At 61.5% G+C, this 24384-nt stretch carries 21 protein-coding genes; 16 read left to right on the top strand and 5 right to left on the bottom strand.

From position 1 onward, the window contains the following. Nucleotides 1–152 precede the first annotated feature (152 nt). The 9 genes from M8523_RS15310 to M8523_RS15270 all read left to right on the top strand — a co-directional run bounded on the left by M8523_RS15310 (nt 153) and on the right by M8523_RS15270 (nt 10356). Entirely contained in the window at nt 153–1577 is a 1425-nt protein-coding gene (locus M8523_RS15310) for a M48 family metalloprotease (RefSeq protein ID WP_282585747.1), read from the top strand. 108 nt (nt 1578–1685) lie between these two features. Continuing rightward, nucleotides 1686–2561 carry an RNA polymerase factor sigma-32 gene (locus tag M8523_RS15305; protein ID WP_282585746.1) on the top strand — a complete coding sequence of 292 codons (876 nt, stop codon included), beginning with the start codon at nt 1686–1688 and terminating at the stop codon, nt 2559–2561. A 158-nt stretch (nt 2562–2719) separates the two neighbouring features. After that, nucleotides 2720–3112, top strand: coding sequence for a 50S ribosomal protein L19 (gene rplS, locus M8523_RS15300; RefSeq protein WP_282585745.1), 393 nt, complete (start codon nt 2720–2722; stop codon nt 3110–3112). Between the two features lie 135 nt (nt 3113–3247). After that, nucleotides 3248–4660 (top strand): 3-isopropylmalate dehydratase large subunit, encoded by a 1413-nt coding sequence (gene leuC, locus M8523_RS15295; protein WP_282585744.1) that lies wholly within the window; start codon nt 3248–3250, stop codon nt 4658–4660. Between the two features lie 61 nt (nt 4661–4721). Further along, nucleotides 4722–5756, top strand: a complete 1035-nt coding sequence (locus tag M8523_RS15290; RefSeq protein WP_282585743.1) for an aspartate-semialdehyde dehydrogenase — start codon at nt 4722–4724, stop codon at nt 5754–5756. Further along, nucleotides 5757–6473, top strand: coding sequence for an SIMPL domain-containing protein (locus M8523_RS15285; protein ID WP_345894252.1), 717 nt, complete (start codon nt 5757–5759; stop codon nt 6471–6473). It abuts the gene before it with no gap. Between the two features lie 214 nt (nt 6474–6687). Further along, nucleotides 6688–7161 (top strand): hypothetical protein, encoded by a 474-nt coding sequence (locus M8523_RS15280; RefSeq protein WP_282585742.1) that lies wholly within the window; start codon nt 6688–6690, stop codon nt 7159–7161. Between the two features lie 206 nt (nt 7162–7367). Further along, entirely contained in the window at nt 7368–8822 is a 1455-nt protein-coding gene (locus M8523_RS15275; protein WP_282585741.1) for a COG4223 family protein, read from the top strand. 109 nt (nt 8823–8931) lie between these two features. After that, nucleotides 8932–10356 carry a heme biosynthesis protein HemY gene (locus M8523_RS15270; protein ID WP_282585740.1) on the top strand — a complete coding sequence of 475 codons (1425 nt, stop codon included), beginning with the start codon at nt 8932–8934 and terminating at the stop codon, nt 10354–10356. 94 nt (nt 10357–10450) lie between these two features. On the opposite strand, the gene M8523_RS15265 is transcribed toward M8523_RS15270, so the two are convergent. After that, complete coding sequence (locus M8523_RS15265) at nt 10451–11065, bottom strand: TetR/AcrR family transcriptional regulator (protein WP_282585739.1); 615 nt, start codon at nt 11063–11065, stop codon at nt 10451–10453. A 147-nt stretch (nt 11066–11212) separates the two neighbouring features. Here M8523_RS15265 and M8523_RS15260 point away from each other — a divergent pair, with 147 nt between their 5' ends. From M8523_RS15260 to M8523_RS15250, 3 genes are read left to right on the top strand one after another with little or no spacing between them, the layout of a single operon-like run. Continuing rightward, nucleotides 11213–11434, top strand: coding sequence for a hypothetical protein (locus M8523_RS15260; protein ID WP_282585738.1), 222 nt, complete (start codon nt 11213–11215; stop codon nt 11432–11434). Next, nucleotides 11431–14592 (top strand): efflux RND transporter permease subunit, encoded by a 3162-nt coding sequence (locus M8523_RS15255; RefSeq protein ID WP_282585737.1) that lies wholly within the window; start codon nt 11431–11433, stop codon nt 14590–14592. Before M8523_RS15260 ends, M8523_RS15255 begins: the two co-directional genes overlap by 4 nt. An 11-nt stretch (nt 14593–14603) precedes the next feature. Continuing rightward, nucleotides 14604–15755: an efflux RND transporter periplasmic adaptor subunit gene (locus tag M8523_RS15250; RefSeq protein ID WP_282585736.1), complete on the top strand. Its 1152-nt coding sequence runs from the start codon at nt 14604–14606 to the stop codon at nt 15753–15755. Nucleotides 15756–15791: 36 nt separating this feature from the next. Here M8523_RS15250 and M8523_RS15245 read toward each other — a convergent pair whose 3' ends face one another. Continuing rightward, nucleotides 15792–17270: a mannitol dehydrogenase family protein gene (locus M8523_RS15245; protein WP_282585735.1), complete on the bottom strand. Its 1479-nt coding sequence runs from the start codon at nt 17268–17270 to the stop codon at nt 15792–15794. 219 nt (nt 17271–17489) lie between these two features. On the opposite strand from M8523_RS15245, the gene uxuA reads away from it, so the two are divergent. Next, nucleotides 17490–18677: a mannonate dehydratase gene (gene uxuA, locus M8523_RS15240; protein ID WP_282585734.1), complete on the top strand. Its 1188-nt coding sequence runs from the start codon at nt 17490–17492 to the stop codon at nt 18675–18677. A 36-nt stretch (nt 18678–18713) separates the two neighbouring features. Here uxuA and M8523_RS15235 read toward each other — a convergent pair whose 3' ends face one another. Then, nucleotides 18714–19601: a glucose 1-dehydrogenase gene (locus tag M8523_RS15235; protein ID WP_282585733.1), complete on the bottom strand. Its 888-nt coding sequence runs from the start codon at nt 19599–19601 to the stop codon at nt 18714–18716. 379 nt (nt 19602–19980) lie between these two features. Here M8523_RS15235 and M8523_RS15230 point away from each other — a divergent pair, with 379 nt between their 5' ends. Then, nucleotides 19981–20223: a GCG_CRPN prefix-to-repeats domain-containing protein gene (locus M8523_RS15230; protein ID WP_282585732.1), complete on the top strand. Its 243-nt coding sequence runs from the start codon at nt 19981–19983 to the stop codon at nt 20221–20223. A gap of 48 nt (nt 20224–20271) precedes the next feature. Here the strand turns inward: M8523_RS15230 and M8523_RS15225 are convergent, their stop codons facing one another. Both M8523_RS15225 and M8523_RS15220 read right to left on the bottom strand, forming a co-directional pair. Beyond that, the gene (locus M8523_RS15225) at nt 20272–22095 is read right to left on the bottom strand and encodes a CHASE2 domain-containing protein (RefSeq protein ID WP_282585731.1); all 1824 of its coding nucleotides are present in this window, start codon (nt 22093–22095) and stop codon (nt 20272–20274) included. An 11-nt stretch (nt 22096–22106) separates the two neighbouring features. Then, nucleotides 22107–22682: a FecR domain-containing protein gene (locus M8523_RS15220; protein WP_282585730.1), complete on the bottom strand. Its 576-nt coding sequence runs from the start codon at nt 22680–22682 to the stop codon at nt 22107–22109. A gap of 352 nt (nt 22683–23034) precedes the next feature. Between M8523_RS15220 and M8523_RS15215 the strand changes: the two genes are divergently transcribed. Beyond that, nucleotides 23035–23469: a c-type cytochrome gene (locus tag M8523_RS15215; RefSeq protein WP_282585729.1), complete on the top strand. Its 435-nt coding sequence runs from the start codon at nt 23035–23037 to the stop codon at nt 23467–23469. Beyond that, nucleotides 23466–24191: a cytochrome b/b6 domain-containing protein gene (locus M8523_RS15210; RefSeq protein ID WP_282585728.1), complete on the top strand. Its 726-nt coding sequence runs from the start codon at nt 23466–23468 to the stop codon at nt 24189–24191. The genes M8523_RS15215 and M8523_RS15210 overlap by 4 nt, the downstream gene beginning before the upstream one ends. The last annotated feature ends 193 nt before the right edge of the window (nt 24192–24384 follow it).

Below are 24384 nucleotides of genomic sequence, written 5' to 3'. Positions count from 1 at the left end.
ATTGCTTTTCATTGAGCGCACAGGGTGTGTTGCTGTATCGAACCGGGGGATGTGACCATACGGGTGTGGCCGGCGAGATGAGAAGCGCGGTGATGACGGGCCGGCGAAGGTGGATGCGGGGTCGCGTCAGGTACCCGCTCGGTGCTGCGCTGATGTTGACGATTGCCGGGTGTGCGAGCTTCGGGCCGGACAATACGCCGGCCACTCCCGAAGCCGTTTCCGTTCCCATTGCGGCGCCGAAAACGACGGGGATCGACCCTGTCGCGGTGCGCCAGCACAAGCAGGTCGTGGCTCTTTATGGCGGCGAGTATCATGCGCCGGCGACCGAACGGTTCCTCAACGAGGTTTTGGGTAAACTGGCAGCGGCCTCCGAGACGCCGGGGCAGACATACAAGGTGACGATCCTGAATTCGCCGATAGTCAATGCCTTCGCGTTGCCGTCGGGGGATCTCTATGTCACGCGCGGCCTTCTCGCACTTGCGAACGACACGTCGGAGGTGGCGGCCGTTATGGCGCATGAGATCGCCCATGTTACCGCCCGGCATGCCTTGCGGCGCGCGGAACTCGAAAAGAGATCCGACGTCATCAGCAAGGCCGCCATGGTGATCGAGAATCGAGACAAAAGCCGCACTTTTCAAAACTACGCCCAACTGTCGCTGGCGAGCTTTTCACGTCAGCAGGAATATGAAGCTGACGAGATCGGCATCCATGTCATTGCAAGGGCCGGTTATGACCCTTATGGCGCCTCGCGTTTTCTAGAAGCGCTCGGCCGGTCTGTGGAGTTGCGCCAATCGCTCCTCGGCCGGAATACGAGCGCCGAGAAACCGGACATTCTCTCAACACACCCTTCGACTCCAGACCGCATCGCCAAGGCTGTTGGGGTCGCACGGCAGCTTGGCGCGCCGGGACTTGGTGACGTGGGGCGGGAGCGCTATCTGGCCGCCATCGATGGGATCGAGTTTGGCGACGATCCCTCCGAAGGGGTCGTGCGGGGGCACGTTTTCTTGCATCCCAAACTCGGCTTCACCTTTACGGCGCCCGCGAATTTCGCGTTGGAGAATTCAGCCCAGGCGGTGCTCGGCATCGCCGAAGGCGGGTCGGAAGCGCTACGACTTGATCGCGTCCATGTCGCGGCCGATACCACTCTCGAAGCCTATATCGCGTCGGGATGGATCGACGGACTTCAGGCAAATTCCATCGAGAGCCTTGTGATCAATGGCTTGCCGGCCGTCTTAGCGGTCGCCAAAGGCGACGAATGGACATTCCGCCTGGCAGCCATCCGGTATGGGCCCGATGTCTATCGGATGATCTTTGCGACGAAGTCGCTGTCGGAAGACGTTTCGCAACAGTTCCGATCCTCGATCGAAAGCTTTCGCAAGCTGTCTCCCGATGAAGCGCAGGGGATCAAGCCAACCCATGTGTCAGTGATCACGGCCGACGCGTCCGACACCCCAGACAGCCTCGCGAACCGCATGGCCGTTGCCGAAAAACCCTTGGAATTCTTCCTCCTCCTGAACGGATTGGAATCGCCCTCTAGTTTCAAGTCCGGCGAGCACTACAAACTTGTGACCGAATGATGTCGAACACACGCCGTCTAAGTTCGCGGCCGGCGAAGTTTTCTGTGTGTTTTCTGCAACCATCCTGGTCCTGAGGCGTCTTTTCCCTGTGTTCAGGGAGAAGACGCGATGCAGTTGGCAGGCGTACGGCGGCAGTTCGTCAGGGCGGCGATGTCGGCCCGGTTTCTGGAACGTGAAGAAGAGCGTGCCCTAGCGGTCAGCTGGAAAGACAATGGCGACGAGGCGGCGCTTCACGAACTCGCCGCAGCCCATATGCGCTTGGTCATTTCGCTTGCGGCGCGTTTCCGACATTACGGCCTCCCGATCGCGGATCTGATCCAAGAGGGCCATGTGGGCCTTCTCGAAGCCGCCGCGCGTTTTGAACCGGAACGCGAAGTCCGATTCTCGACCTACGCAACTTGGTGGATCAGAGCGTCGATCCAGGATTATATCTTGCGCAATTGGTCGATCGTTCGCGGGGGAACGAGTTCCGCGCAAAAGGCGCTCTTCTTCAATCTTCGCCGTCTTCGCGCCAAGCTCGCCCGGGACGGAGCCAATCAGAACGGCAACGTGGCCGTCTTCCAAACGATTGCGACCGCCTTGGGCGTCTCGGCCGCCGATGTCGAGCTGATGGATACGAGGCTTTCGGCTCCAGATATGTCGCTGAATGCTCCGGTCACTGACAGCGACAATTCGGGCCAGACCGAGCGCGTCGAGTTCCTCGTCGACGGCAATCCGCTACCAGACGAGACGGTTGGGGATGCGATTGATAGCGACCGCCGCGTGACATGGCTGCACGAGGCCCTGAAGGTCCTGACCGACCGCGAGTTGAGGATCGTGCGCGAACGCCGGCTGCAGGAAGATGCGGCGACGCTGGAAGCCCTGGGCGGCACACTCGGGATTTCCAAGGAGCGCGTGCGCCAGATCGAGAGCCGGGCCATGGAAAAGCTCAAGAGGGCATTGGCGATGAGCTCCTTGGGTGACGAGCGGCTCCAGATCTCGTAAGCAAGCTTTGTGTGCGTCGCGAGGCACGATTGATGCCGAAGCCAGACAAACCCGTCGACAAATCTAATCTCCTGAGCTATACGCGCCTCCTCAAATGATAACAGCGCGCCGAAACGCTGCGGTGGCTTGAGCCTCCGCGACGGCAGGAGTTTGGTTCTATGAACATCATCGAGGCTCTCGAAGCCGAAGAATTGAAGCGCTTGGTCGCGACACGGGAAATTCCCGAATTCCAGCCAGGTGATACCCTCATTGTAAACGTCAAGGTCAAGGAAGGCGAACGCACGCGCGTTCAGGCCTATGAGGGCGTTTGCATTTCGCGCAAGGGCGGCGGAATCCAGGAAAGCTTTACGGTTCGCAAAATTTCCTATGGCGAGGGCGTTGAACGTGTGTTCCCCGTTCACTCGCCGAATATCGATTCGATCAAGGTGCTCCGGCGCGGCAAGGTGCGTCGTGCGAAGCTCTATTACTTGCGCGATCGCCGGGGGAAATCGGCGCGTATCGCCGAGCGGACGGATCTTAAATCCAAGGCGCCGGCTAAAGCCAAGGCCTGAGATCTCTTCAGCAGATCTCCTTTCCTCAAAGTGACTTGCGACGCATCCCGGCGTCGCGAGTTCGCATCATTCGATACGGACGGTTGAGGCTCCTTCGCGTCTGAACCCGTCCCGTCACGCTCTGGGATCAAGGACATGACCGTCGCGTCGCCTCGCACGCTCTATGACAAGATTTGGGACGACCACGTCGTCGATCAGCAGGCGGATGGAACCTGCCTTCTCTACATCGACCGCCATCTCGTTCATGAAGTGACGAGTCCGCAAGCCTTTGAGGCGCTGCGCGTTTCAGGCCGTCGCGTGCATGCTCCCGAAAAGACCTTGGCGGTCGTCGATCACAATGTTCCGACGTCCGACCGGAGCAAGGGCATCGAGGACGAGGAGAGCCGCACACAGATCGAGACCATTGCGGCCAATGCCCGAGATTTTGGAATCGAATATTTTGACGCGCTCGACCGCCGCCAGGGTATCGTGCACATCATTGGTCCGGAGCAGGGTTTTACGCTGCCGGGCACAACGATCGTCTGCGGAGATAGTCACACGTCGACCCACGGCGCCTTCGGGGCCCTCGCCCACGGCATAGGCACGTCCGAGGTCGAGCACGTGCTCGCAACGCAGACACTGATCCAGAAGAAGGCCAAGAACATGCTGGTGCAGGTGGATAACACCTTGCCCCATGGTGTCACGGCCAAGGACATCATTCTGGCGATCATCGGCGAAATTGGAACGGCCGGTGGAACAGGCCATGTCATCGAATATGCCGGTGAAGCCATTCGCGCCTTGTCGATGGAAGGCCGCATGACGGTCTGCAACATGTCCATCGAAGGCGGCGCTCGTGCCGGCATGGTCGCCCCCGACGAGAAGACCTTTGCTTATCTCAAGGATCGTCCTCGCTCGCCGAAAGGCGACACCTGGGATCGGGCGGTTGCCTATTGGCAGACACTGCAGACAGATGAAGGCGCGCATTACGACAAGATCGTCCGGCTCGACGCGTCCCAACTCCCGCCGATCGTGAGTTGGGGGACCTCGCCGCAGGATGTCGTCTCCGTGACGGGACTGGTGCCACGCGTCGAAGATGCCGCAACTGAGGAGCGACGCGACACGATTGCCCGTGCGCTCGACTATATGGGTCTACGTGGCGGTGAGCGCATCCAAGATATCACGCTTGATCGCGTGTTTATCGGGTCTTGCACCAATGGCCGTATCGAGGATCTGCGCGCCGTCGCCAAGATCGTCGAGGGCCGTAAGGTCGCCTCCACGATCGGCGCCATGATTGTCCCAGGCTCAGGCCTCGTGAAGCTGCAAGCCGAAGCCGAAGGGCTCGACCGCATCTTCAAGGAAGCAGGCTTCGATTGGCGCGAACCCGGCTGCTCCATGTGCCTCGCCATGAACCCGGATAAGCTGAAGCCGGGTGAGCGTTGCGCCACGACCTCGAATCGCAATTTCGAAGGGCGACAGGGATATAAGGGTAGGAGCCATCTGGTGTCTCCGGCCATGGCGGCTGCGGCGGCGATCGCAGGCCATTTTGTGGACGTGCGCGAACTCGCCTGATTGATCAGGAGGTTCGTCGGGCGAGGGACGACAATTCGGGCATGCCCGAGCGGAGAAGACCATGGGTTTCAGGGTTGCAGTCGTGGGAGCGACCGGGAATGTTGGGCGCGAGATGCTCAATATCCTGGCCGAGCGCGCCTTCCCGGCCGACGAGGTCATCGCACTCGCGTCGTCGAGATCTATCGGAACGGAAGTCTCTTTCGGCGATAAAGTCCTGAAGTGCCGCAATCTCGAGCATCATGACTTCTCAACGACAGACATCTGTCTCATGTCGGCCGGCGGGGAGGTGTCGACCGCCTGGTCGCCAAAGATCGGCGCGCAGGGCTGCGTTGTCATCGACAATTCATCGGCCTTCCGCATGCACCACGACGTGCCGCTGATCGTTCCGGAGGTGAATGCCGATGCGATCGTTGGCTTCACCAAGCTGAACATCATCGCCAACCCGAATTGCTCGACGGCGCAACTCGTGGTGGCATTGAAGCCGCTGCATGACGTTGCGACAATCAAGCGGGTCGTGGTCGCGACCTACCAGTCTGTTTCCGGCGCCGGTAAGGATGCGATGGACGAACTATTCGCCCAGACGCGGGCCGTTTTCGTGTCGGACACGATGGAGATCAAGAAGTTTCCCAAGCGGATTGCATTCAATCTCATTCCGCAGATCGACGTCTTCATGGAAGATGGGTCGACCAAGGAAGAGTGGAAGATGATGGTCGAGACGAAAAAGATCCTCGACCCGAAGATCAAGCTGACCGCGACTTGCGTACGCGTCCCCGTCTTCATCAGTCACTCCGAGGCTGTGAATATCGAATTCGAAAATCCGATCTCGGCGGAAGAGGCGAAAAATATCCTGCGTGAGGCACCTGGCTGCCTTTTGATCGATAAGCATGAGCCGGGCGGTTACATCACCCCGCACGAGGCGACCGGTGAAGATGCCACGTATATTTCTCGTGTGCGCGAGGACCCGACGGTCGAGAACGGCTTGTCCCTCTGGTGCGTCTCCGACAACCTTCGCAAGGGTGCCGCTCTGAACGCCGTGCAGATCGCTGAGGTGCTCATCAATCGCAAGTTGATCGCTCCCAAGAAGCTAGCCGCCTAAATGCGCGGGCTGTTCAGTGGCCTCGTCTTTGGGCTGGTGGTCACTGTCGGTCTGAACAACATGGCGCTGGCGCAGGATGGATCGCCGTCGCGTGACACTCCCTCCATCATCGTGGACGGGAGTGCGTCCGCCGAGGTCACTCCGGATCTCGCCTTTGTGACGCTGGGCGTGTCCACTGCCCGGCCTCTTGCGGGCGACGCCGCTTCCGACAACAACGCTGCGGCGGCGGCGATGCTCGACCAGGTCCGATCCGAAGGAATTGCGGCTGCGGACATCCAGACCTCGCAGACCAGCCTCACGCCGGTCTTCGATCAGCGAGACGGGGCCAAGATAAAGGGATTCACGGCCAGCAATCGCATCATTCTCCGTCTGCGGGATCTTCCGAAAGTGGGTGGGATCATCGGTCGCCTTGTCGGGAAGGGTGCAAATAACCTGGAGGGGGTCGAGTTCGTCGTTGAACATCCCGAGGCGATGCTCGACAAGCTGCGGGCCGATGCAACGCGAGATGCGTTTTCGAAAGCGCGCGTTTATACCGGTGCGGCAGGCGTGAAGCTTGGCCGTATCCTCCAGATCATGCCCGAGTCCGCTTCTCCTGCGCCCGTTTTTCGCGCGATGAAATCAACTGCCGCCGCGTCCGATGCCGCATCGGTGCCACTCTCGCCCGGCACGCAGACACTTGAAGCGCGGGTGCGGATAAGTTGGGAAATCACTCCTTAAAACAACGATGCGTGCGCCAACAGTGCCCTTGCTGAAGGCGCAAGGACTGGGCGCAATAGTTGCTCGCCAGCTGCAGGGATCTAGGTACGCTGGCTTGGTGCGTCTAGCGCAGCGAGTTTGGCTCAGCCCAACGTCTCCCGGCCTTGCCGCGGGGGAATGACGCGTTAGATCCCTAGAAGGTGTGGGGGCACCGATCTGATTTTGGAGTGAAATCATGAATCGGCTAACCCTCGCTGCAGCTGCCCTTTCTTTCGTGCTGCCAATTTCCCCTGCCCCTGTAGAAGCCCGTCCGGATGTGTCCTCCGGATTCTGGTCCTCGCTCGATCGAAATGGAGCCTTGTCGGCCGGCTGGGTGCAAGTGCTCCCTGTCCTCGCATCCGCTTGCAACCTCAAGCTCGATAGTCGGGAGTTGAACGCGAAACTCGTCGATCTCAGCCAGGATACCGGCAACTCGTCTTACGCCACCAACCTCTATTGGACGCTCTACCTGATGGACAAACACCGGGCGACCAACAACTTCGTCAAGGCGTGGAATGCTAGGTTTATGGGCCGCCAAAAGGAGGCTTGCGAAACAGCCGAAGCACTTTGGGGGAGTTCAGGTCATCAATTCCCCGGTGTGCTCAAAAGGGAAGCTCTGCTCGACTCGACCGGCACGGTTCCTCCAAACGCCACAAATGGTTGCCACTGAAGACTCCTGATCTTACCCTTCAGCCCATGTTTCGAGGCTCCTTCATGCTGCCGCTTTTCGAAAACACTTTCCTGGGGCGCCGCGTGGGTGCATAGGGCCTAGGAAAGAATGGCGGCAGCGCTGGAAACGCGAGGCTGGCTTTTTGATCGGACCGCCCCAAGATCAGCTCTGGGCAGTCTTGGAAGTTCGAGAGGAGAAGAGTAGGCATGGGCGAGGAGGACGAACGTCGGGAGGAGCGCTCCAGGTCCGGCCGCCGAGATGCCACGCGTCAGATGCGGCGGGATGCGCCCGTGATCGAAGGCAAGGCGACCGAGGTGTCTTCTCCGCCCATCGAGACGGCCGAGACCCCGGCGTTCGACAGTTCAAAATCCCACTTGGATGTGCCGCCGACTGTTGTCGACGAGGTCATCACACCGCCAGTCACGGGCGAGTCGGAACCCTCCACACGCGCGGATGAGTTCCTGACCGGGGGTGGATCAGACCCCACTGCAGAATTTGATCGCCCGGCCGAAACAATGGCGTCCGACACGACGTCTATCGGAGGGTTGGGCGAACCTTCGTTGGGCGAGCAGGGGCGCCCATTGGTGCCTGCGCTCGCGACGGTGGCGTTCCTGGTGCTTCTGGCGGCGGTAATTTACCTGCTCTATCAGGTGTCGAATGATCGGTCCCAAGTTGCGGATCTCCAATCCAGACTGGCTGGGTTGGAGGCCCGTCCTTCTTCCGACATGACCGAGATCAGCCAGCGGATCTCGACCCTTGAGTCGGCGCAGGCGCAAGCTCATGAGACGCTGGGATCGCTCTCCAAGCGTGTCGATGGTTTTGAATCGACGCCCTTTGGCACCTCGGCCCAGCTCGACAAAGTCGAGGCACAAACCGGTGAGTTGAAATCTGCCGTCGCCGGTGTTCAGTCGGCTTTGGCAGCCTTGCCTAAGCCGGAGACCGACCGTATCGACGCTCAAATCGGCAAGATCGATGTACACCTGGGTGAGGTGGATCAGCGGGTGTCCGCCTTGCAGAATACGGTCAGCGCCATCCCGCGCGTCGATCTCGGGCCGTTGACTTCGAAGGTCGATGCATTGGAATCCCGTCTGAAGCCTGTCGAGGCGGAGGTAAACTCGTCCAAGTCGCCGCAGCGGGTAGCTGAGCGCCAAGCCGCACCGATGGCCGTAACGGCCCAGGCCATCGTGGCCGCGATCGAGACCGGCCAAGCCTTCCCTCAGGAATTCAAGGCTCTCCAGGTTCTTGGTGCCGATCCATCCAAGCTAGCTCCGTTGCAGACGGTAGCGGCGAGCGGGGCTCCCGGACTCCAGGATTTGCAGGCGGAACTCGCCGGACTTCGAGATCGAATTGTGGCCAAAGGCGCATCGCCGCCGACCGGTTCCTACCTCGATCGCATCATGTCAGGGGCGAGCCAGCTTGTGCAGGTGCGTCCGCTTGGCTCGATTGCCGGCGATACGCCTTCGGCGATCGTGGCCCGGATGAGCGACGATATTGGCCATGACGATTTGTCGATGGCCTTGGCCGAATTGCAGAAGTTGCCCGAGACCTCTCGAACCGTCGCCAATGGATTGGCTGACCGGATCAGGCTTCGCCTTGAAGCCGAGAATGCCGCGAAGGCCATTGCGGCCAATGCGATTGGAGCGATGGCGCCCCGCGGATGACGGTCTGCCGTCAGTCTCAGGTGGAAAGTGGACAGACGATCATTAGTCGGTTCCGCGTTATGAAACGGCACGGCCGCGTTGGGGCCATAGGGAAAAGGTGTTCCGGCCGATGATCCGTGTATTGATCTTCCTGGCGGTCATCCTCTTGCTCGCCTTTGGGGCGAGCTGGCTGGCCGATCATCCCGGTACGGTCGCCATAACGTTTGGTGGTCAGGAGTATGTTTTCTCGACCTTGTTCGGGCTTGTGGCTCTTCTGGCCGCCGCAGCCGTTCTGCTCGTTGTGTGGACTGTGCTTCGGTTTGTCCTGCGGGTTCCATCGCTGATGTCGATCGCTTCGGCGACTCGGCGCCGGCAGCGGGGCTATGCCGCCTTGTCGCGCGGCATGGTCGCGGTAGGCTCCGGCGACGCCGACAACGCGCGGCGGCATGCCAGCGAGGCGTCGCGGTTGCTTCGTGGCGATCCGATGGCTCTTCTTCTCAAGGCCCAGTCGGCCCAATTGTCTGGGGATCGGGAGCAGGCCGAACAAGTCTTCACGGCCATGTTGGAGCATCCGGAAACCCGGACGCTTGCCTTGCGGGGCCTTTACATGGAAGCCGTCCGGCGAAAAGACCCCTCAGCCGCCCTGGCGCATGCCGAGGCCGCTCAGAAGATCGCCACCCTTCCCTGGTCTGCGACGGCTGTGCTTCAAGCTCGGGCCGCGCAGGGCGATTGGGCAGCGGCGCTCCGGCTTGTCGATCGAAATGTCGGGGGCCGCATCACAGATCGGCTCACGGGAAATCGCCTCCGCGCGGTCTTGCTCGCAGCTTTGGCGATTGATGTGGCCGATCGCAACCCTGAGGAAGCACTCGATGCAGCCAAGGATGCGCTGAAACTCGCGCCCACCCTCGTTCCCGCCGCGGTGGTTGCAGGACGTCTGCTGGCGCGAAAAGGTGAGGTTCGAAAGGCGACCAAGATCATCGAGACCGCATACAGCGCGATCCAGCATCCTGATCTTGCCAATGTCTATCTGCAGGTGCGGCCCGGCGATTCCGCGGCCGATCGCTTGTCGCGAGCGGAGGCTTTGGCGCGTTGCGCGCCCCATGCGGTAGAGAGCCGCCTGGTTATGGCTCAAGCCGCGCTCGACGCTCGCGAAATTGCCATGGCTCGGGCCGTCATGGCTCCGCTTATTGACCCTGAAGCTGGGCGGCCAACACGCCGCACATGCCTCACGATGGCTGACATTGAAGAGGCGGAGAATGGCGAGACGGGCGCGCTGCTCGAATGGCTACAGCGCGCGTCCCGAGGTGCACGGGATCCCGCCTGGATTGCGGATGGTGTGGTGTCAAACACCTGGGCGCCGGTCTCGCCTGTGACAGGACGGATCGATGCCTTTGTGTGGGAGACGCCACAAGACCAGCTTTTTCTTGAGCAGGAGCATCGCCCCGTCTCGTTAGCGAGCAGGAGCACGCCCGCTTTGGCGGCCGAGAAGGTGACTGAGGAGCCTCGTTTAGAACAGGCCGAGCGCGCAGTGGAATCTGCAGGCGTGGAGGCCTAAGCCGCGGACGGCAAATCCTGGGGATGGCACGAAGCTTGTTCTGGACCAGCTTGAATCTGAGGAGTTGCTAAGCGTCGCCAGTGTGGCTGCGACTTCAGTGGGTCCGATCCGCAAAGGCGGAGATCACAGCTTCACTCATTCGCACGAAGCGGGCACTAGGCCCTTCCGCTCCGACACTCTGCCGGCTGACACGGGCGCCTTCGAACAGCAGAGACAATGCATCGGCAAGGAGTTCGGGCTGGGCGACACCCACGGCCCGACAAAGATCGACCAAATGGATATAGTACGTCCGTTTGACACCCTCGATCACTTTACGGGCCGGGTGGTCGGCCTCCGTCAGTTCGACGGCGGCATTGGCTAAATCGCAGCCGCGTCCATCGTTCACGACACATTCGGCGCTACGCCGCACCCATTCTTGCAACTGCGCACGCGGGTCGTTTGGGTTCGATGCCGTGATCTCGCCCCACATCGTTTCGACATCGCGCGCGACCTCCTGGAGGCACTCGCAGATGAGATCGTCCTTCGAGCCAAAGTGGCGGTACAGCGTCATCTTGTTGGTACCGGCGGCCTCGGCGATCGTGTCCACCCCGATGCTTCGGATGCCGAATTTGTGAAAGAGGTCGCGTGCGGTCGCTACTATTCGCTCACGGGGTCGCGAGATACGGCATGACTGAACTGGGGCATTAAGGACTGGAGATTTCTCGCTCATGGCTCTTGACGTTGATGTTACTGACCGGTAACTCTGGTCCCGTTACTGACCGGTAACATGCGTCTTCTGCTTGGTCAACGAGCGGAGTGCAGAGCCGGAAAGAACAGTGAAGATAGGGTGTCGCGAGACACTCGACGAGGAGGCACCATGAGCCCCGAGAGCCGAGACCTGACGATCGAAAGCGTGCTGGCAGATCCTATCATTCTTGCGGCCATGAAGGCCGATCGGGTGAACCCACGCGATTTGGAGACGCTGCTTCGCGCGACTGCGCGTCGGATCGAGCCCGCTCCGCAACGCAAGTGGGCTGCGATGACGGCCTTTCTACCGCGCCAGATCTGCGGCGCCGATCGGGATCCCTGCCTCGCATGATCGCCTTCTTTACGCAGCGCCCCATCTTCGCCTCAGCGGTCGCCATCATCATGGTGCTGGCTGGGGCGATCGCCTATGTGCTTCTGCCCGTCTCGCAATTTCCCGATGTCACCCCGCCCCAAGTGGTCGTGAGCGCGGTTTATCCCGGTGCCAGCGCGCAGGTTGTGGCTGATACAGTCACGACGCCGCTTGAGCAGCAGATCAATGGTGTCGCCGGGATGACCTACATGGCGTCGTCGAGCTCGAACGACGGCTCCTCGACAATCACGGTGACATTCGACGTTGGCTACCCTCTGGCCATAGCGGCGGTCGATGTTCAAAACAGGGTCGCTCAGGCAGCTTCGTCATTACCTCCGATCGTCAACCAGGCTGGTGTGACGATCAAAAAACAGAACCCGAACTTCGTTCTTATTGTGAACCTCACCTCGCCGGACGGGTCCGTCGATCCTGTGGCGCTGAGCAACTACGCCTATCTCCAGATCGTCGATCCGCTCAAGCGGCTCCCCGGGGTCGGCGACGTCAACATTTTCGGCGAGCGACGCTATTCGATGCGCGTCTGGCTCGACCCTGACAGGCTGTCCGATCTGGGTATTACGGCAACCGACGTGCAAAGCGCGATCGCCGAGCAGAACGTCCAGGTCGCGGCCGGCAAAATCGGCCAGTCGCCGGCCCCAAAGGGCACGGCCTTCGAGATGCAGGTCAATGCTGTCGGACGACTCAGCGATCCGGCTGAGTTCGGTGACATTGTGGTTCGGGCCAACCCCGCGAATGGGTCGGTGGTACGGCTCCGCGATGTCGCGCGCATTGAATTGGGCGCGCTGCAATATGCCTCCTCGGCCTTCTTCGGCAAGGATCCGACGGTGGTGCTGGCTGTGTATCAGACCCCCGGGTCGAACGCGTTGGCGCTGCAGGCGGGCGTGAAGGCCAAGATGGACGAACTGGCCAAGCGGTTTCCGAAAGGTATCGCCTATGCGATGCATTACGACACGACACGTTTCGTGTCGGCCTCCATGCACGATGTGGTGATCACGCTCGGCGAAGCGCTCATTCTCGTTGTTCTGGTCGTCTTCATCTTCCTGCAGAGCTGGCGCACCACAATCATTCCGACGATCGCGATACCGGTCTCCCTTGTGGCGACCTTGGCGGTCATGATGGCGATGGGATTCTCGCTCAACATGCTGAGCCTTCTCGGCATGGTGTTGGCGATCGGCCTTGTGGTCGACGACGCCATCGTGGTGGTGGAGAACGTCGAGCGCCAGCTCGAAGCCGGTCTGCCTCCATTGGAAGCCACCCGTAAGGCGATGGCGGAAGTCACGGGCCCGATCATAGCGACGACGGCGGTGCTGATGGCCGTTTTCGTTCCGGTCGCGTTCATTCCTGGAGTGGCCGGGCGTCTCTACAACCAGTTCGCATTGACAATCGCGATCTCGGTCGGAATTTCCGCCTTCAATTCGCTCACACTTAGTCCGGCGCTCAGCGCGGCTTTCCTGACACACCGGCACGGCAAGCCGTTCATTCTGTTCCGTTGGTTCAATGCCGGTTTCGACTGGATGTCGCATGCCTATTCCAGTCTCGTGCGGTTCTTTATCCGGATCCGTTGGGCCTTGCTGGTGCTCTTTGCCCTGGGCCTCTTCGGTACCTACTCGCTTTGGACGAGGCTGCCGAGCACATTCCTACCGGTCGAGGACCAAGGCTACTTCTTCGTCGTCGTGCAAGGGCCGGACGGTGCCTCGCTGGAACGCACCGATGAGGTGGCCAAACAGGTACGCGACGTTTTGCAGAACGAGCCCGGCGTCGACATTGTCGGCTCGATCAGTGGCCTCAACTTCCTCACCAATGCCGCGCAGTCGAATTCGGCCGTCGAGTTCGCGATCCTTAAACCCTGGGATGAGCGGCCACCGGAGCAGATGGCCTCCCGCATTGTGTCGGCCGTCCGCATGAAGCTCCTCGGCATCCCCGGCGCCTTCGTGTTGAGCTTCGATCCGCCCTCGATTCCTGGTCTTGGCACGACCGGCGGTTTCGAGTTCCAGGTCGAGGATCTGACAGGCCGTGGTCCGGTCGCATTGAACGACGCCACACAGGCCCTTCTGGCGGAAGCCCGAAAGCAACCGGAATTGAACCCGCAGGCCTTGTTCTCGTCCTTCAGCACGTCGACACCGCAGTTCAACTACGATCTCGACCGTAACAAAGCAAAGCTTCTGGGTCTCAGTCTGCCGGATGTCTTCAGCACCCTGCAGATCTATCTCGGTTCGCTCTATGTGAATGACTTCAACATGTTCGGGCGAACCTTCCGGGTGACCATCCAGGCCGACAAGGATGCGCGCGCCAATGCGACGGATATCTCCCGTCTCTATGTTCGCAATAGTACCGGTGGGATGGTGCCTCTGTCGACGTTGGGCTCCCTCAAGCCGATCGTGGGACCCGAGACCGTGCCGCATTACAACAGCTACGGTTCGGCGTTGATCAACGGCGCGCCGGCAGCGGGCTTCAGCTCAGGTCAGGCGGTCGCAGCGATGCAGCGCGTGGCGCAGAACGTTTTGCCGCGCGACTTTGCTTATGAATGGACCGGCATCACCTTCCAGGAGCTCAAGGCCGGGTCCGCCGCAAGCATCATCTTCAGGCTCGCGATCGTGTTCGTGTTCCTGATCCTGGCGGCCCAATACGAGAGTTGGTCCATGCCGTTCATGGTGCTGCTGGCCGTGCCGCTTGCGCTCGCGGGTGCGCTCGGCGCGCTGTACATCCGGCAGATGCAGATCGACGTCTATTCGCAGATCGGCTTCGTGATGCTGATCGGCCTCTCGGCCAAGAATGCGATTCTGATCGTCGAATTTGCCAAGCGCCGGCGCGAGGAGGGCTTGAGCATCGTGGAAGCCGCCATGGAAGCTGGACGACTTCGCCTGCGTCCGATCCTGATGACGGCCTTCGCGTTTATTCTCGGCGTGCTTCCGCTCATGATCGCGACCGGCGCCGGTGCAGCAAGCCGCCAGTCGATCGGCACCACCGTCTTCGGCGGCATGTTGGCCGCCACATTCCTTACCCTGATCTTCGTGCCGGTCTTCTATGCCGTCATCGAAGGGTTCCGCGAACGCGGATCCGCGCATGGCGCCACGGCTGAACCTGCCGCCGCCGCCGATCCTTATCGCGAAGCCGCCGAATAACGGAGCTCTTCATGCGTCCCCGCCACCTTCTGCTCGGCGTCGTCGCGGTAGCGGCGATCGCCATTCCGGCCATCGACCATTTCAATCTCGTCGTGAAACCCGAACCTGCGCGTGCCGCATCGGCTCAGGGGGCCCCGCCCGCAATGCCGGTTCCGGTGACCTCCGTCGTCAAAGCCACCGTGCCGGTTACTCTCGATTATGCGGCCCGCACGGAATCCATTCGTGCCATCACGCTACAAGCCAAGGTTTCGGCCTATTTAAAGGATCAACCGGTAGCCGATGGCGCGGACGTCAAAGCCGGAGACCTGCTCTATCACCTCGATCCGCGCGACTATCAGGTCGCGCTCGATCAAGCCAATGCGCAGATCGACCGCGATGCGGCATCGCTTGCCTATCAGCGCGCGAATTTCCAGCGGAGCGACTCACTGAGCAAGAGCGGCTGGCTCGCAAAGGACTCGCTCGACGAGCGGACCAGCAGCCTGCGGCAAGCCGAGGCCGCTTTGGCGGTTTCTCACGCCACGCTTCGAGGCGCACAGCTGAACCTCGACTACACAGACATCCGGGCGCCTTTTCCCGGCCGGCTCGGACGCAATCAGGCCGCCGTCGGCACCTTGGTCGGAGCAGGGACCACTGTGCTCAACACGCTGGTGCAACTCGACCCGATTTATGTGACGTTCAACCCGAGCGAGATCGACTTGCGGGCCATCACGACCGCGCGACAAGGGGGCACTGTCGAGGCGGTCGTCACGGTGCCGGGCCAGCCCGAAACGGCGGTGCACAAGGGCGAACTCACCTTCATCGACAATACGATCGACCGCGCCACCGGAACAGTCACGGCTCGCGCGACCATCGCCAATGCCGATTTCGGGCTGCTGCCCGGTCAGTACGTTCGCATCAGCCTGCATGTCCGAGACATGCATGACATGCTGCTCGTGCCTCAGGCCGCGGTCGGGTCAAGCCAGCTCGGCAAATACGTCTTCGTCGTCAGCCCGAGTGGGACGGTCGACCAGAAGCTCGTGTCGCTCGGGACGACGCAAGGCGATCGCGTCGCGGTCCTGACGGGGCTCCAAGGCGACGATCAAGTCATCACCGGCAATCTGCAGAAGATCGGTCCCGGCATGCCCGTGCAAGCGATGCCGCCGACGCCGCCCAAGGCGCCCTAACTCACCCTAGCGTGCCAGTGACGGCGGAAAGGTGAGTTACTGACGGGCGAGGCGCGCCACGGTTGCGGCCGCGCCTTCCGCGAGAAGTAGCGAGAGCGCTCGCTCCACGGTACTGCGGAAGATGGGCTCGCGTGGCAGATCGCGTCCAAAGACGGACTCGACGCCAATCACAGACTCCACCAGGGCGCCAGCCTCAATCATGCCGGCGGTGCGGCGCTTCAAATCTGCGGCCAAGGGATCGCGCACATCGATGGGAGCGCCTTTGTCGTCCACGCCGGTGACATACCGCAACCAGGCTGCGACCCCCAGGGCGAGGCGCTCAAACGGCGCCCCACGGACGATCCGCCCGCGGATGGTGCCAAGCAACCTTTGGGGCAGCTTCTGCGAGCCGTCCATCGCGATCTGCCAGGTTCGATGCCGAAGCGCTGGATTCTGGAAACGGGCGATCAGCGATGCCTTGTAGCCGTCGAGGTCGAAGCCGGCGAGCGGCGGGACCTCGGTCGTGATCTCCTCATCCATCATGCGACGGATCAAGGACGTGTAGCCGGGCGCCGCCATGGCCTCGGCCACTGTCTCGTGCCCGGCGAGATAACCCAGATAGGCCAACGTCGAATGGCTCCCGTTGAGCAGCCGCAGCTTCATCAGTTCGAACGGTGCCACATCACGTACGAAGGTGGCCCCGGCTTCGTCCCAGGCCGGACGGCCGGCGCCAAAGTCATCTTCGACCACCCATTGCGAAAATGGCTCAGTGACGATTGGCCAGCTGTCCTGCAGGCCTATCGCCGCCGCGACACTCGCTCGATCGGCTTCAGTCGTGGCAGGAACGATCCGATCCACCATGCTGGAGGGGCAATGGACCGTATCGGCGACAAAGCGCCCAAGATCGACGTCTCGCCGTGAGGCGAAGCGGGTGATGATCCGGTGCAATGTCGCGCCGTTGGCCGGGAGATTGTCACAGGATAGAAGCGTGAAAGGCGTTGCGCCGGCAAGGCGGCGGCGGTTCAGCGCCTCGGCGATGAAGCCGAGGGCTGAACGTGGCTTGTCGGGATGTGCGAGATCGTGGCGGACATCCGGATGCGACTCGTCCAGTTCGCCGCTCGCCGGATCGTGGCAATAGCCTTTCTCGGTGACGGTAAGCGACACGATGTGGGTCTCGGGGCGGACCAAAGCCTGCAGCAATGCCTCGGGGTCTTCGGGCGCCACCAAGACCTTGCCCACGCTGCCAACGACCTGGACCCGCTCTCCCGCCCCGTCCCGCACCGAAACAGTGTACAGCCCGTCCTGGGGCGAAAGCGCATCCCTGGTGTCGGAACTTCGAAGCGAGGCGCCCAGAATTCCCCAGCGAGTATCCCCGGCGCCGAGCGCGGCATCCGTATAGACGGCCTGATGGGCCCGATGAAACGCGCCGATTCCCAAATGGACGATGCCGGTCTTGACCGCGGCACGATCATAGGACGGCCGAACAACGGACGGCGGCAGGTCAGGAAGAGTTTCAGTGCTAAGACGCGCGTGCATGGTCGGGTTGGCCTCGCTGCAGGACCACTGCCAGATTTCCGGCTCGGTCTACCAAAGCGGTGGCATCCCTGGCGGCGACAGATCGCATGGAAGTGCCACAAGGCTCAGGATGCGTCGAGGCTCCTTTTGAGCGAGGACTGGCATCCGACATGGCATCACATCGCTTGGTGCTTGCGGACGAGCCGCTTATGTACCCATCACAAAAATAGGAGGTGACGCATGCGGCAGGGCTGGCGGTGGTTTGGGCAGCAGGATCCTGTAACCCTCGATCATGTGAGGCAGGCCGGTGCGACCGACGTGGTCACGGCTCTGCATGATGTTCCGATTGGTGATGTCTGGACGCGCGAAGCCGTACAGGCCCGCAAGGACTTGATCGAAGTAGCGCCAATGAGGCGGCAACCTCTGACGTGGTCGGTCGTCGAAAGCATTCCGATCCCGGACGTGGTGAAGCGTCAGGGTGCCGCCGCCAGGGCCGAGATCGCAACCTGGATCGCCAGCCTTGAAGCGGTCGCGGCCTGCGGCATTCGGCTCGTCTGCTACAATTTCATGCCGGTCGTCGATTGGACCCGCACGGATCTCGACTTCCCGCTGCCGACCGGCGCCACTGCGATGCGGTTCGGGCATGACCGTTTCGCGGCGTTCGACCTCTGTATCCTGGCGCGCCCCGGCGCGGAGGCCGACTATTCTGCGGATGATCAGGCCCGCGCGAGGGCTCTTTTCGAGTCCATGAGTGATGGAGAGACGGCGGAGCTGGCTCGAACCATCGTGAGCGGCCTTCCCGGATCCACAAGCGATGCCCTCACGCTACCGGCATTTCGCGAGCGCCTGCTCGCCTATCGCGACGTCGATGCGCGGCGCCTACGTCGGAATTTGATCGCGTTTCTCGAAAAGGTGACGCCTGCCGCGGAAGCCTGTGGCGTCACACTGACGCTTCATCCCGATGATCCACCACGACCGCTGCTCGGCCTGCCGCGCGTCGCTTCGACGGCGGAAGACTATGCGGCTCTGTTCGATGCGGTTCCGTCTGGGGCGAACGGCATGTGCTTCTGCACGGGCAGCCTTGGCGTTCGAGCCGACAACGACCTGCCCGCCATGGCGGCCCGTTTCGCGGGGCGCATCCACTTCGTGCATTTGCGGGCGACGCGTCGCGAACCTGATGGCCGCAGTTTCTACGAGGCCGATCACCTCGACGGAGATGTCGACATGGTCGGCGTCATGCGTGAACTTGTGGCCGAGGAGCGCAAGCGGCAGCCCTCGCGCTCCCTGGTCTTTCGACCCGACCACGGCCATCGCATGCTCGACGACCTCGATAAGCGCATCACGCCCGGCTATGCAGGCATCGGCCGCCTCAAGGGACTCGCGGAATTGCGTGGCATCTTGTACGGCCTTGGCGCGCCACCGAACTAACCGGAGATACTGCGGTATCTCGTTTTCGTTCCAGGCTCAGCCGCCCGTGGCGAAGCCGGGATAGAGCGTCATGCCGCCGTCGACGAACAGGGTCGTCCCCGTGACATAGTCCGAGGCGTCCGAGGCCAACCACACTGCGGCACGCGCAATATCATCGGGCTCGCCGATCCGTTTGTAAGGCACGAGCGTCATGAGGCTCTTATAGGCTTCGGGGGTGCTCCAGGCTTCGGTATTGATGGGCGTCCGGATCGCCCCCGGCGCGATGCTGTTCACGCGGATGTAAAATGGCGCCAGTTCCTGAGCCAGGCTCTGCATCATCATCATGATGCCGCCCTTGGACGACGCGTAGTTGACGTGCCCGGCCCAGGGGATCTGCTGGTGCACGGAACTCATGCAGATCAGCTTGCCGGCCGCCACCGACAGGGTTTTGTCGACGCCGCGTCGTCTGAACTCACGCGCGGCCGCCCGATTGCACAGGAACTGACCCGTGAGATTGATGTTGATGACCGTGTTCCATTGTTCGAGCGTCATCTCGTCGATGGTGGCATCGCGCTGCAGCCCGGCGTTGCTCACCGAGATATGCAGCGTCCCGAATTCCTTAATGGCGGCGGCGTACATCGCCTCGACCTGATCTTCCTGGCTGACATCGGCCTTCAACACGATGGCACGACGTCCGAAACCCTCGATCCGATGCGCCACATCCTCGGCCGTTTCGGGATGGGTGATGTAGTTGATTGCGACATCGGCACCGGCCTGGGCAAGCCCGAGCGCCACCGCCTCTCCGATGCCCGAATTGGCACCGGTCACAAGCGCGGGCTGGCCTGTCAGAACAGGATAGTAGGGGATCCGCGGCAGACGGTTGCCGTCTGGAAGCGCGGGTTCGCTAGGGGTTTTTGGTGTGCCGGGAGGCGGGGTGTCGACCATGTGGCTCTCGCTGGTTGGAGGTGGATGAGTTGCCCGGCGCTACTGCCGTCCGCCCAAGGTTGCAGCAGTGCAGCCTTGTTGAACTTGGGGACGCATGGCGACAAACGGCATTGTAGCAACTTCACCAAGAACAGTGCGGAGGCGATACCTCACGCCGAACATCGGCGCCGGATTGAAAGGTTGCCGGTACACCCGCCGGCAAACGACCGAATTCGGCCAATGTTCCGGGGCAGCCGGCGGATCTTCGATATCGCCACATTCCAGGGGGGCTCAGCTTGGATGGATGCTGCGGCGGCAGATGAACAAACTCGCGGCATCGCTGTTCAGCCCGCGTTCAAGGCGGTAGGTTCAAAGTCTCCCTCATCAATAGGAGGCAGACATGAAAGCATTTGTTCTTGCTGGCCTGAGCATCGCGGCTCTCGCCGTCACCGCAGTGGCGCCGGCGCAAGCCCAAGGGGGATGCGGGCCATATGGGCACCGCGGATGGGATGGTTATTGTCGCCCCGGTGGTTGGGCGCGGCCCCGCCCTTACGCATTTGGCTACGGCTATGGCTGGCACCGGCCACATCCCTACGGGTATGGCCGTGGCCCCTGGGGCTACCATCGTCACTGGGGGTATTGATTAGGTAAGACGCACAGGCGGACGTGGGATGAGGCAGCATCACTGTCCTCATCCCACGTCTTCCGACGATCGAGGAGCGGCCATCTCGGACCAAAGGCACACATCTAACGGATGGCCGCGCCCCCTGATGTCCGTGGATTTCGGGCGGCCGAAGTTCGCTCCTTCCCAACCTTGTGCATGTGCGGTGGAGAGGAGCAGCGCGCTGACCGCGATGGTGGAGTTGAACTCCGCCGCGACCTCCATCAGCCGCGCCGCGACATTCACGGTATCGCCGATAGCCGTGATGTGTTGATGCGTCCTGTGGCCGAGTCGCGACAGGATCGCGGGGCCATAGTGGCCGCCGAGCTTGATGCCGAGCGTTCCCGTTTGTGCGGCGACGGTTTCTAGCCACTGAAGCGTTCTCGCTTGCAGGATTGCGGCGGTTTGCAACGCCCGGGCAGCATCGTCGGCGCCGGATCCTGTCATGCCCCAAACGATCATCGCGCCATCGCCCATGAAGCTTGCGACGAGCCCACCACCTTCGGCAGCCGCCGTCTCGACGATCGCATGCCATTGCTCCAGCAGGTCACGCGCCTGCTGGTGCCCCAGGCGTTCACTGAGGCCGGTGAACCCCGACAGATCGATGAAGATCACCGCGATGTCCCGCTCCTCAGGTCGTGCGAGATAATCCGGATTGTCGGCGAGCTTCGCCCGCATGGCCGGTGCGTGGAAGACACTCAAGGCATCTTGCTGGCGTTGTAGCCGGCCTTGTGTCAAACGGTCGAGCATCAGCCGGCCCGCACCTGCCAGCACGGCGACGGGGGCCAGGGCGGCGAGTGGGATCGCCATCGCGAACCATATGCCGTGGCCGAAGCTGACGAAAACAAACACAAGCCACGTCGTCACCAGTGCGGCTAGCAAGACAAGGGCGACACCAATGTTGCCCATCGACAGACAAATTGCGCCGCCCAGAGCCAGCCCAGTTGCCACCCCGGCATCGATCCGGCGCGTCACTGTCGTTCGGACCAGCGTGTCGCCCGATTGAAGATTGGCAATGCTGGTGGCTAAAACCTCGACACCCGGGAGAACGGAGTCGAATGGGGTCGCATAGGTGTCACCGGCGCCGCTGGCTGTGACGCCGACAAGCACGATCTTGCCCCGGATGTCCGGGGTTGACGTTCCATCGAGAATGTCATTGGCAGACACTGTCGGGATCGACCCTTGCGGGCCATAGTACCGCAAGGCGATGTGCCGGCCCATGTCGAGGGCGCTTGAGACCCTGCCGATCGTAACGGCGTCCCGCTGGAAACTCGGGTCTGCCTGCGCTGCCAAACTTACGCTGCGCACAGCGAGCGAGGGCAGCAAGGTATCGCCACAGGAGAGCAAGGCCGGAGCGTATCTTACGACACCAGACCGATCGAGCGAGATATTCACGATGCCGGACGCGGAGGCTCGCGCCAACACAGCGATTGCTCTCTGACAGGCCGGCTTGCTTGGATCGGTAGAGTAATCGGCCATGGCCGCGACCACCGTTTTGCCTTGCCCGAGCACCTGCGCAAGGGCGTCATCGTCGGCAGGTGATCCGAGATCGAGGAACAGCATGTCGAGCGCGACGGCACTGGCCCCATGGGCAAGCGACCAACGCACGATCTCGGCCACCTGTGATCGCGGAACGGGAAAACGTCCGGCGCGACGCGCCATCGCGTCATCGATCGCGATGATCAACATCGAGCCGGGAGCGGGGCGTCGGCCGAACGCCAGAATGCGAAGGTCGAGCAGGCTCGATTCCAATCGGTCCAGAACTGTCGCCTGGCCGGCAAGATGACCCACGTCGAGGAAAGCCGACCAAGCCACGGCTAGCAAAACCGACGTGCCGAACAGAAGGCGCCTCAACCAGGATCCCGTCACCGCCCGAAACGGGCCAATAAAGCTGCCGCTCGCGAGGCCGGCCAGCGCGACACGTGCAAAGGCCGCCCGTCACCGAGGACGTCGACCCCTTCTCCCTTGTGCAAGGCAACCGCACGCGAGGTTCCGGTTTGCCGGACCAGAACCTCACCCCTCAGCACGAAAACCGATGTCTGCGCCGGGCTTACGTCCACGGCCCACGCTGTTCCCCGCACAGAGGCGATTGCACGCGGCGCCAAGATCTGAAAGCCTCCGGGATAGCCCGGGGGAACGTCGACCAGCACGGCACCGGCGCCGATCTTGGCCCCCGTCGGCTTCCCTTGGCTGCCGGGATCGATAACGTGAACATCGGCCGCCTTTTCAGCCTCGATCGTCGGTCCAGACGCACAGCGCAAGATCTGCCGCTCGGGGCCTGACTCGCTATCGAGAAGTCGACATCCGCCGTCCTGGGCCCGCACCGACCCCGGCTGCACAAGGGCTACAATCCCGACCTGAAGCGCAAAGGCAAAGGCGACAAAGCCCCGGCGGGGCCGGACCGCGCTCACCGCCACGAGCGTTTTGCTTCGCTCCATCATGCACATGCCGCCATGGGTCGACGAGCGAGTCACCACTCGATGAGACCAAACCTGAAACTCCGGATACTCATACCGGCCGTTTGTGGAATTCGGAACGATTTCCTTGGATCAAGCGATGGGCTGCCGCGAAGAGGTGCAGCCACCTCAGCATCGACATCAAAATCATCGAGCAATCTGGTGCAGATGCACCAAGCTTTTTGCGACAAGAAGATCTAGGTCAGGATTGCTGTCCTGGTGACAGGTTTGGAGTGACGAACCCTTAAGTGTGCTTTGACAAAGACTTGATCACCGCGCTAGGTTCGAGTTGCTCGGAAATTTCAACGAAGACCGATTCATCAGAGGAGCGCCTTTCTTGCGAAATTTGGCGGCAATTTGCCTACTCGTGTCCCTGACGACCGTCGTCGCAGCCCAAAACTTGGATGTGATCGACGCACGGCAAACAATCTATAAAGGGTTCGGCAAAGCCACGAAGCCGATCGGCGGCATGCTGAAAGGCGACACGCCGTTTGATGCGGCTGTCGTGAAGGCGGCGCTGACGACCTATGTCGAAGGTACCAAGAAGCTGCCGGCCTTGTTTCCCGATGACAGCAAGACGGGGCACGACACTGAAGCGCTGCCCGGCATCTGGGCCCACAAGGAGGACTTCAACGGTCGTCTCGGCAAATTGTCCGCCGATTCGGAGGCGGCCCTCGCCTCGATCACCGACAAGGCAAGTTTCATGGCGACAATGCCGAAGGTGCTCGGCCAGTGTGGCGCCTGTCATAAGGAATATCGCGCCAAGTCATGAGTGCTGCGTCACCCGCACCTGAAACGCAGTCCGATCCAGCTGCACAAGTGCCCGTCTGGGACGTAGCCACCCGGGCGTTTCACTGGTGTCTCGTCGGCCTGATAATTTCCGCCTATGTGACGCGCAACTACGTTCAGGACCCGACGCTCTACCTGCACCGGCTCAACGGCTACGCGATCCTTACCCTCCTGCTTTTCCGGCTACTGTGGGGCATGGTCGGATCGAGTACGTCGCGGTTCGCGGCTTTCTTCCCGATGCCGCTTCCTGCGATACGCTATGCCGTTTCGCTGATGAAGGGTCGGCGACTGCATTATCTCGGCCACAATCCGCTGGGCGCCGTCCTTATCTTCCTTATGCTGTTGGCGGTCGCGGCGCAGGCGCTCACAGGACTCTTCACGAGCGACGATACGCTGGCGCAGGGGCCGTTATACGATCACGTTTCGGAGGCTGTCAGCCACAAGGCCGGGAGCTATCATGCAAAGGGCTTCTGGATTATTCTCGGACTTGCTGCGCTCCACATCGCGGCAAACCTGATCTATCAATTCGTCTTCCGTGATCATCTCGTCACGGCAATGGTCCATGGTCGCAAGCCGGCTTCGACCTACGTGGATCAGCAGCACGCACGGTTCGCACCAATCTCTCGAGCGGCACTTTGTTTTCTGCTCTCTGCCTTCGTGGTGGGTTGCGGAGTCATCCTCTCGGGAGACAGTCTGCTTCACTGAGTTCTTCTGTCACTTTTCCAACATCGTTGTTTCAATGACGCCCTTTTTCAGGCTCTTTGTCAGATCTCTTTATCCAACTTCTCAGGCCGAGATTTTTCGGCCCGCGACCGTCATGGTTCAACCAACGCGGGGCTGGAAGCCTGTATCCAGCGCGGGAATAGTTGCTGACCGACGGTTAGCCCGATCGATCAAA

The sequence above is a fragment of the Lichenifustis flavocetrariae genome (assembly GCF_026130545.1).
GTDB classification, from domain to species: Bacteria; Pseudomonadota; Alphaproteobacteria; order Rhizobiales; family Beijerinckiaceae; genus Lichenihabitans; species Lichenihabitans flavocetrariae.
The sequence above is the reverse complement of the archived record's forward strand: the minus strand, read 5'-3'. Positions and strand labels throughout refer to the sequence as shown.

What these genes read in the sequence shown, in the direction of transcription:
- M8523_RS15230 (WP_282585732.1), top strand. Translation starts at nt 19,981, where the DNA reads ATGAAAGCATTTGTTCTTGCTGGCCTGAGCATCGCGGCTCTCGCCGTC.
- M8523_RS15220 (WP_282585730.1), bottom strand. Translation starts at nt 22,682, where the DNA reads ATGATGGAGCGAAGCAAAACGCTCGTGGCGGTGAGCGCGGTCCGGCCC.
- M8523_RS15250 (WP_282585736.1), top strand. Translation starts at nt 14,604, where the DNA reads ATGCGTCCCCGCCACCTTCTGCTCGGCGTCGTCGCGGTAGCGGCGATC.
- M8523_RS15265 (WP_282585739.1), bottom strand. Translation starts at nt 11,065, where the DNA reads ATGAGCGAGAAATCTCCAGTCCTTAATGCCCCAGTTCAGTCATGCCGT.
- M8523_RS15210 (WP_282585728.1), top strand. Translation starts at nt 23,466, where the DNA reads ATGAGTGCTGCGTCACCCGCACCTGAAACGCAGTCCGATCCAGCTGCA.
- rplS (WP_282585745.1), top strand. Translation starts at nt 2,720, where the DNA reads ATGAACATCATCGAGGCTCTCGAAGCCGAAGAATTGAAGCGCTTGGTC.
- M8523_RS15280 (WP_282585742.1), top strand. Translation starts at nt 6,688, where the DNA reads ATGAATCGGCTAACCCTCGCTGCAGCTGCCCTTTCTTTCGTGCTGCCA.
- M8523_RS15260 (WP_282585738.1), top strand. Translation starts at nt 11,213, where the DNA reads ATGAGCCCCGAGAGCCGAGACCTGACGATCGAAAGCGTGCTGGCAGAT.
- leuC (WP_282585744.1), top strand. Translation starts at nt 3,248, where the DNA reads ATGACCGTCGCGTCGCCTCGCACGCTCTATGACAAGATTTGGGACGAC.
- M8523_RS15255 (WP_282585737.1), top strand. Translation starts at nt 11,431, where the DNA reads ATGATCGCCTTCTTTACGCAGCGCCCCATCTTCGCCTCAGCGGTCGCC.
- M8523_RS15290 (WP_282585743.1), top strand. Translation starts at nt 4,722, where the DNA reads ATGGGTTTCAGGGTTGCAGTCGTGGGAGCGACCGGGAATGTTGGGCGC.
- M8523_RS15275 (WP_282585741.1), top strand. Translation starts at nt 7,368, where the DNA reads ATGGGCGAGGAGGACGAACGTCGGGAGGAGCGCTCCAGGTCCGGCCGC.
- M8523_RS15245 (WP_282585735.1), bottom strand. Translation starts at nt 17,270, where the DNA reads ATGCACGCGCGTCTTAGCACTGAAACTCTTCCTGACCTGCCGCCGTCC.
- M8523_RS15310 (WP_282585747.1), top strand. Translation starts at nt 153, where the DNA reads ATGTTGACGATTGCCGGGTGTGCGAGCTTCGGGCCGGACAATACGCCG.
- uxuA (WP_282585734.1), top strand. Translation starts at nt 17,490, where the DNA reads ATGCGGCAGGGCTGGCGGTGGTTTGGGCAGCAGGATCCTGTAACCCTC.
- M8523_RS15270 (WP_282585740.1), top strand. Translation starts at nt 8,932, where the DNA reads ATGATCCGTGTATTGATCTTCCTGGCGGTCATCCTCTTGCTCGCCTTT.
- M8523_RS15235 (WP_282585733.1), bottom strand. Translation starts at nt 19,601, where the DNA reads ATGGTCGACACCCCGCCTCCCGGCACACCAAAAACCCCTAGCGAACCC.
- M8523_RS15305 (WP_282585746.1), top strand. Translation starts at nt 1,686, where the DNA reads ATGCAGTTGGCAGGCGTACGGCGGCAGTTCGTCAGGGCGGCGATGTCG.
- M8523_RS15285 (WP_345894252.1), top strand. Translation starts at nt 5,757, where the DNA reads ATGCGCGGGCTGTTCAGTGGCCTCGTCTTTGGGCTGGTGGTCACTGTC.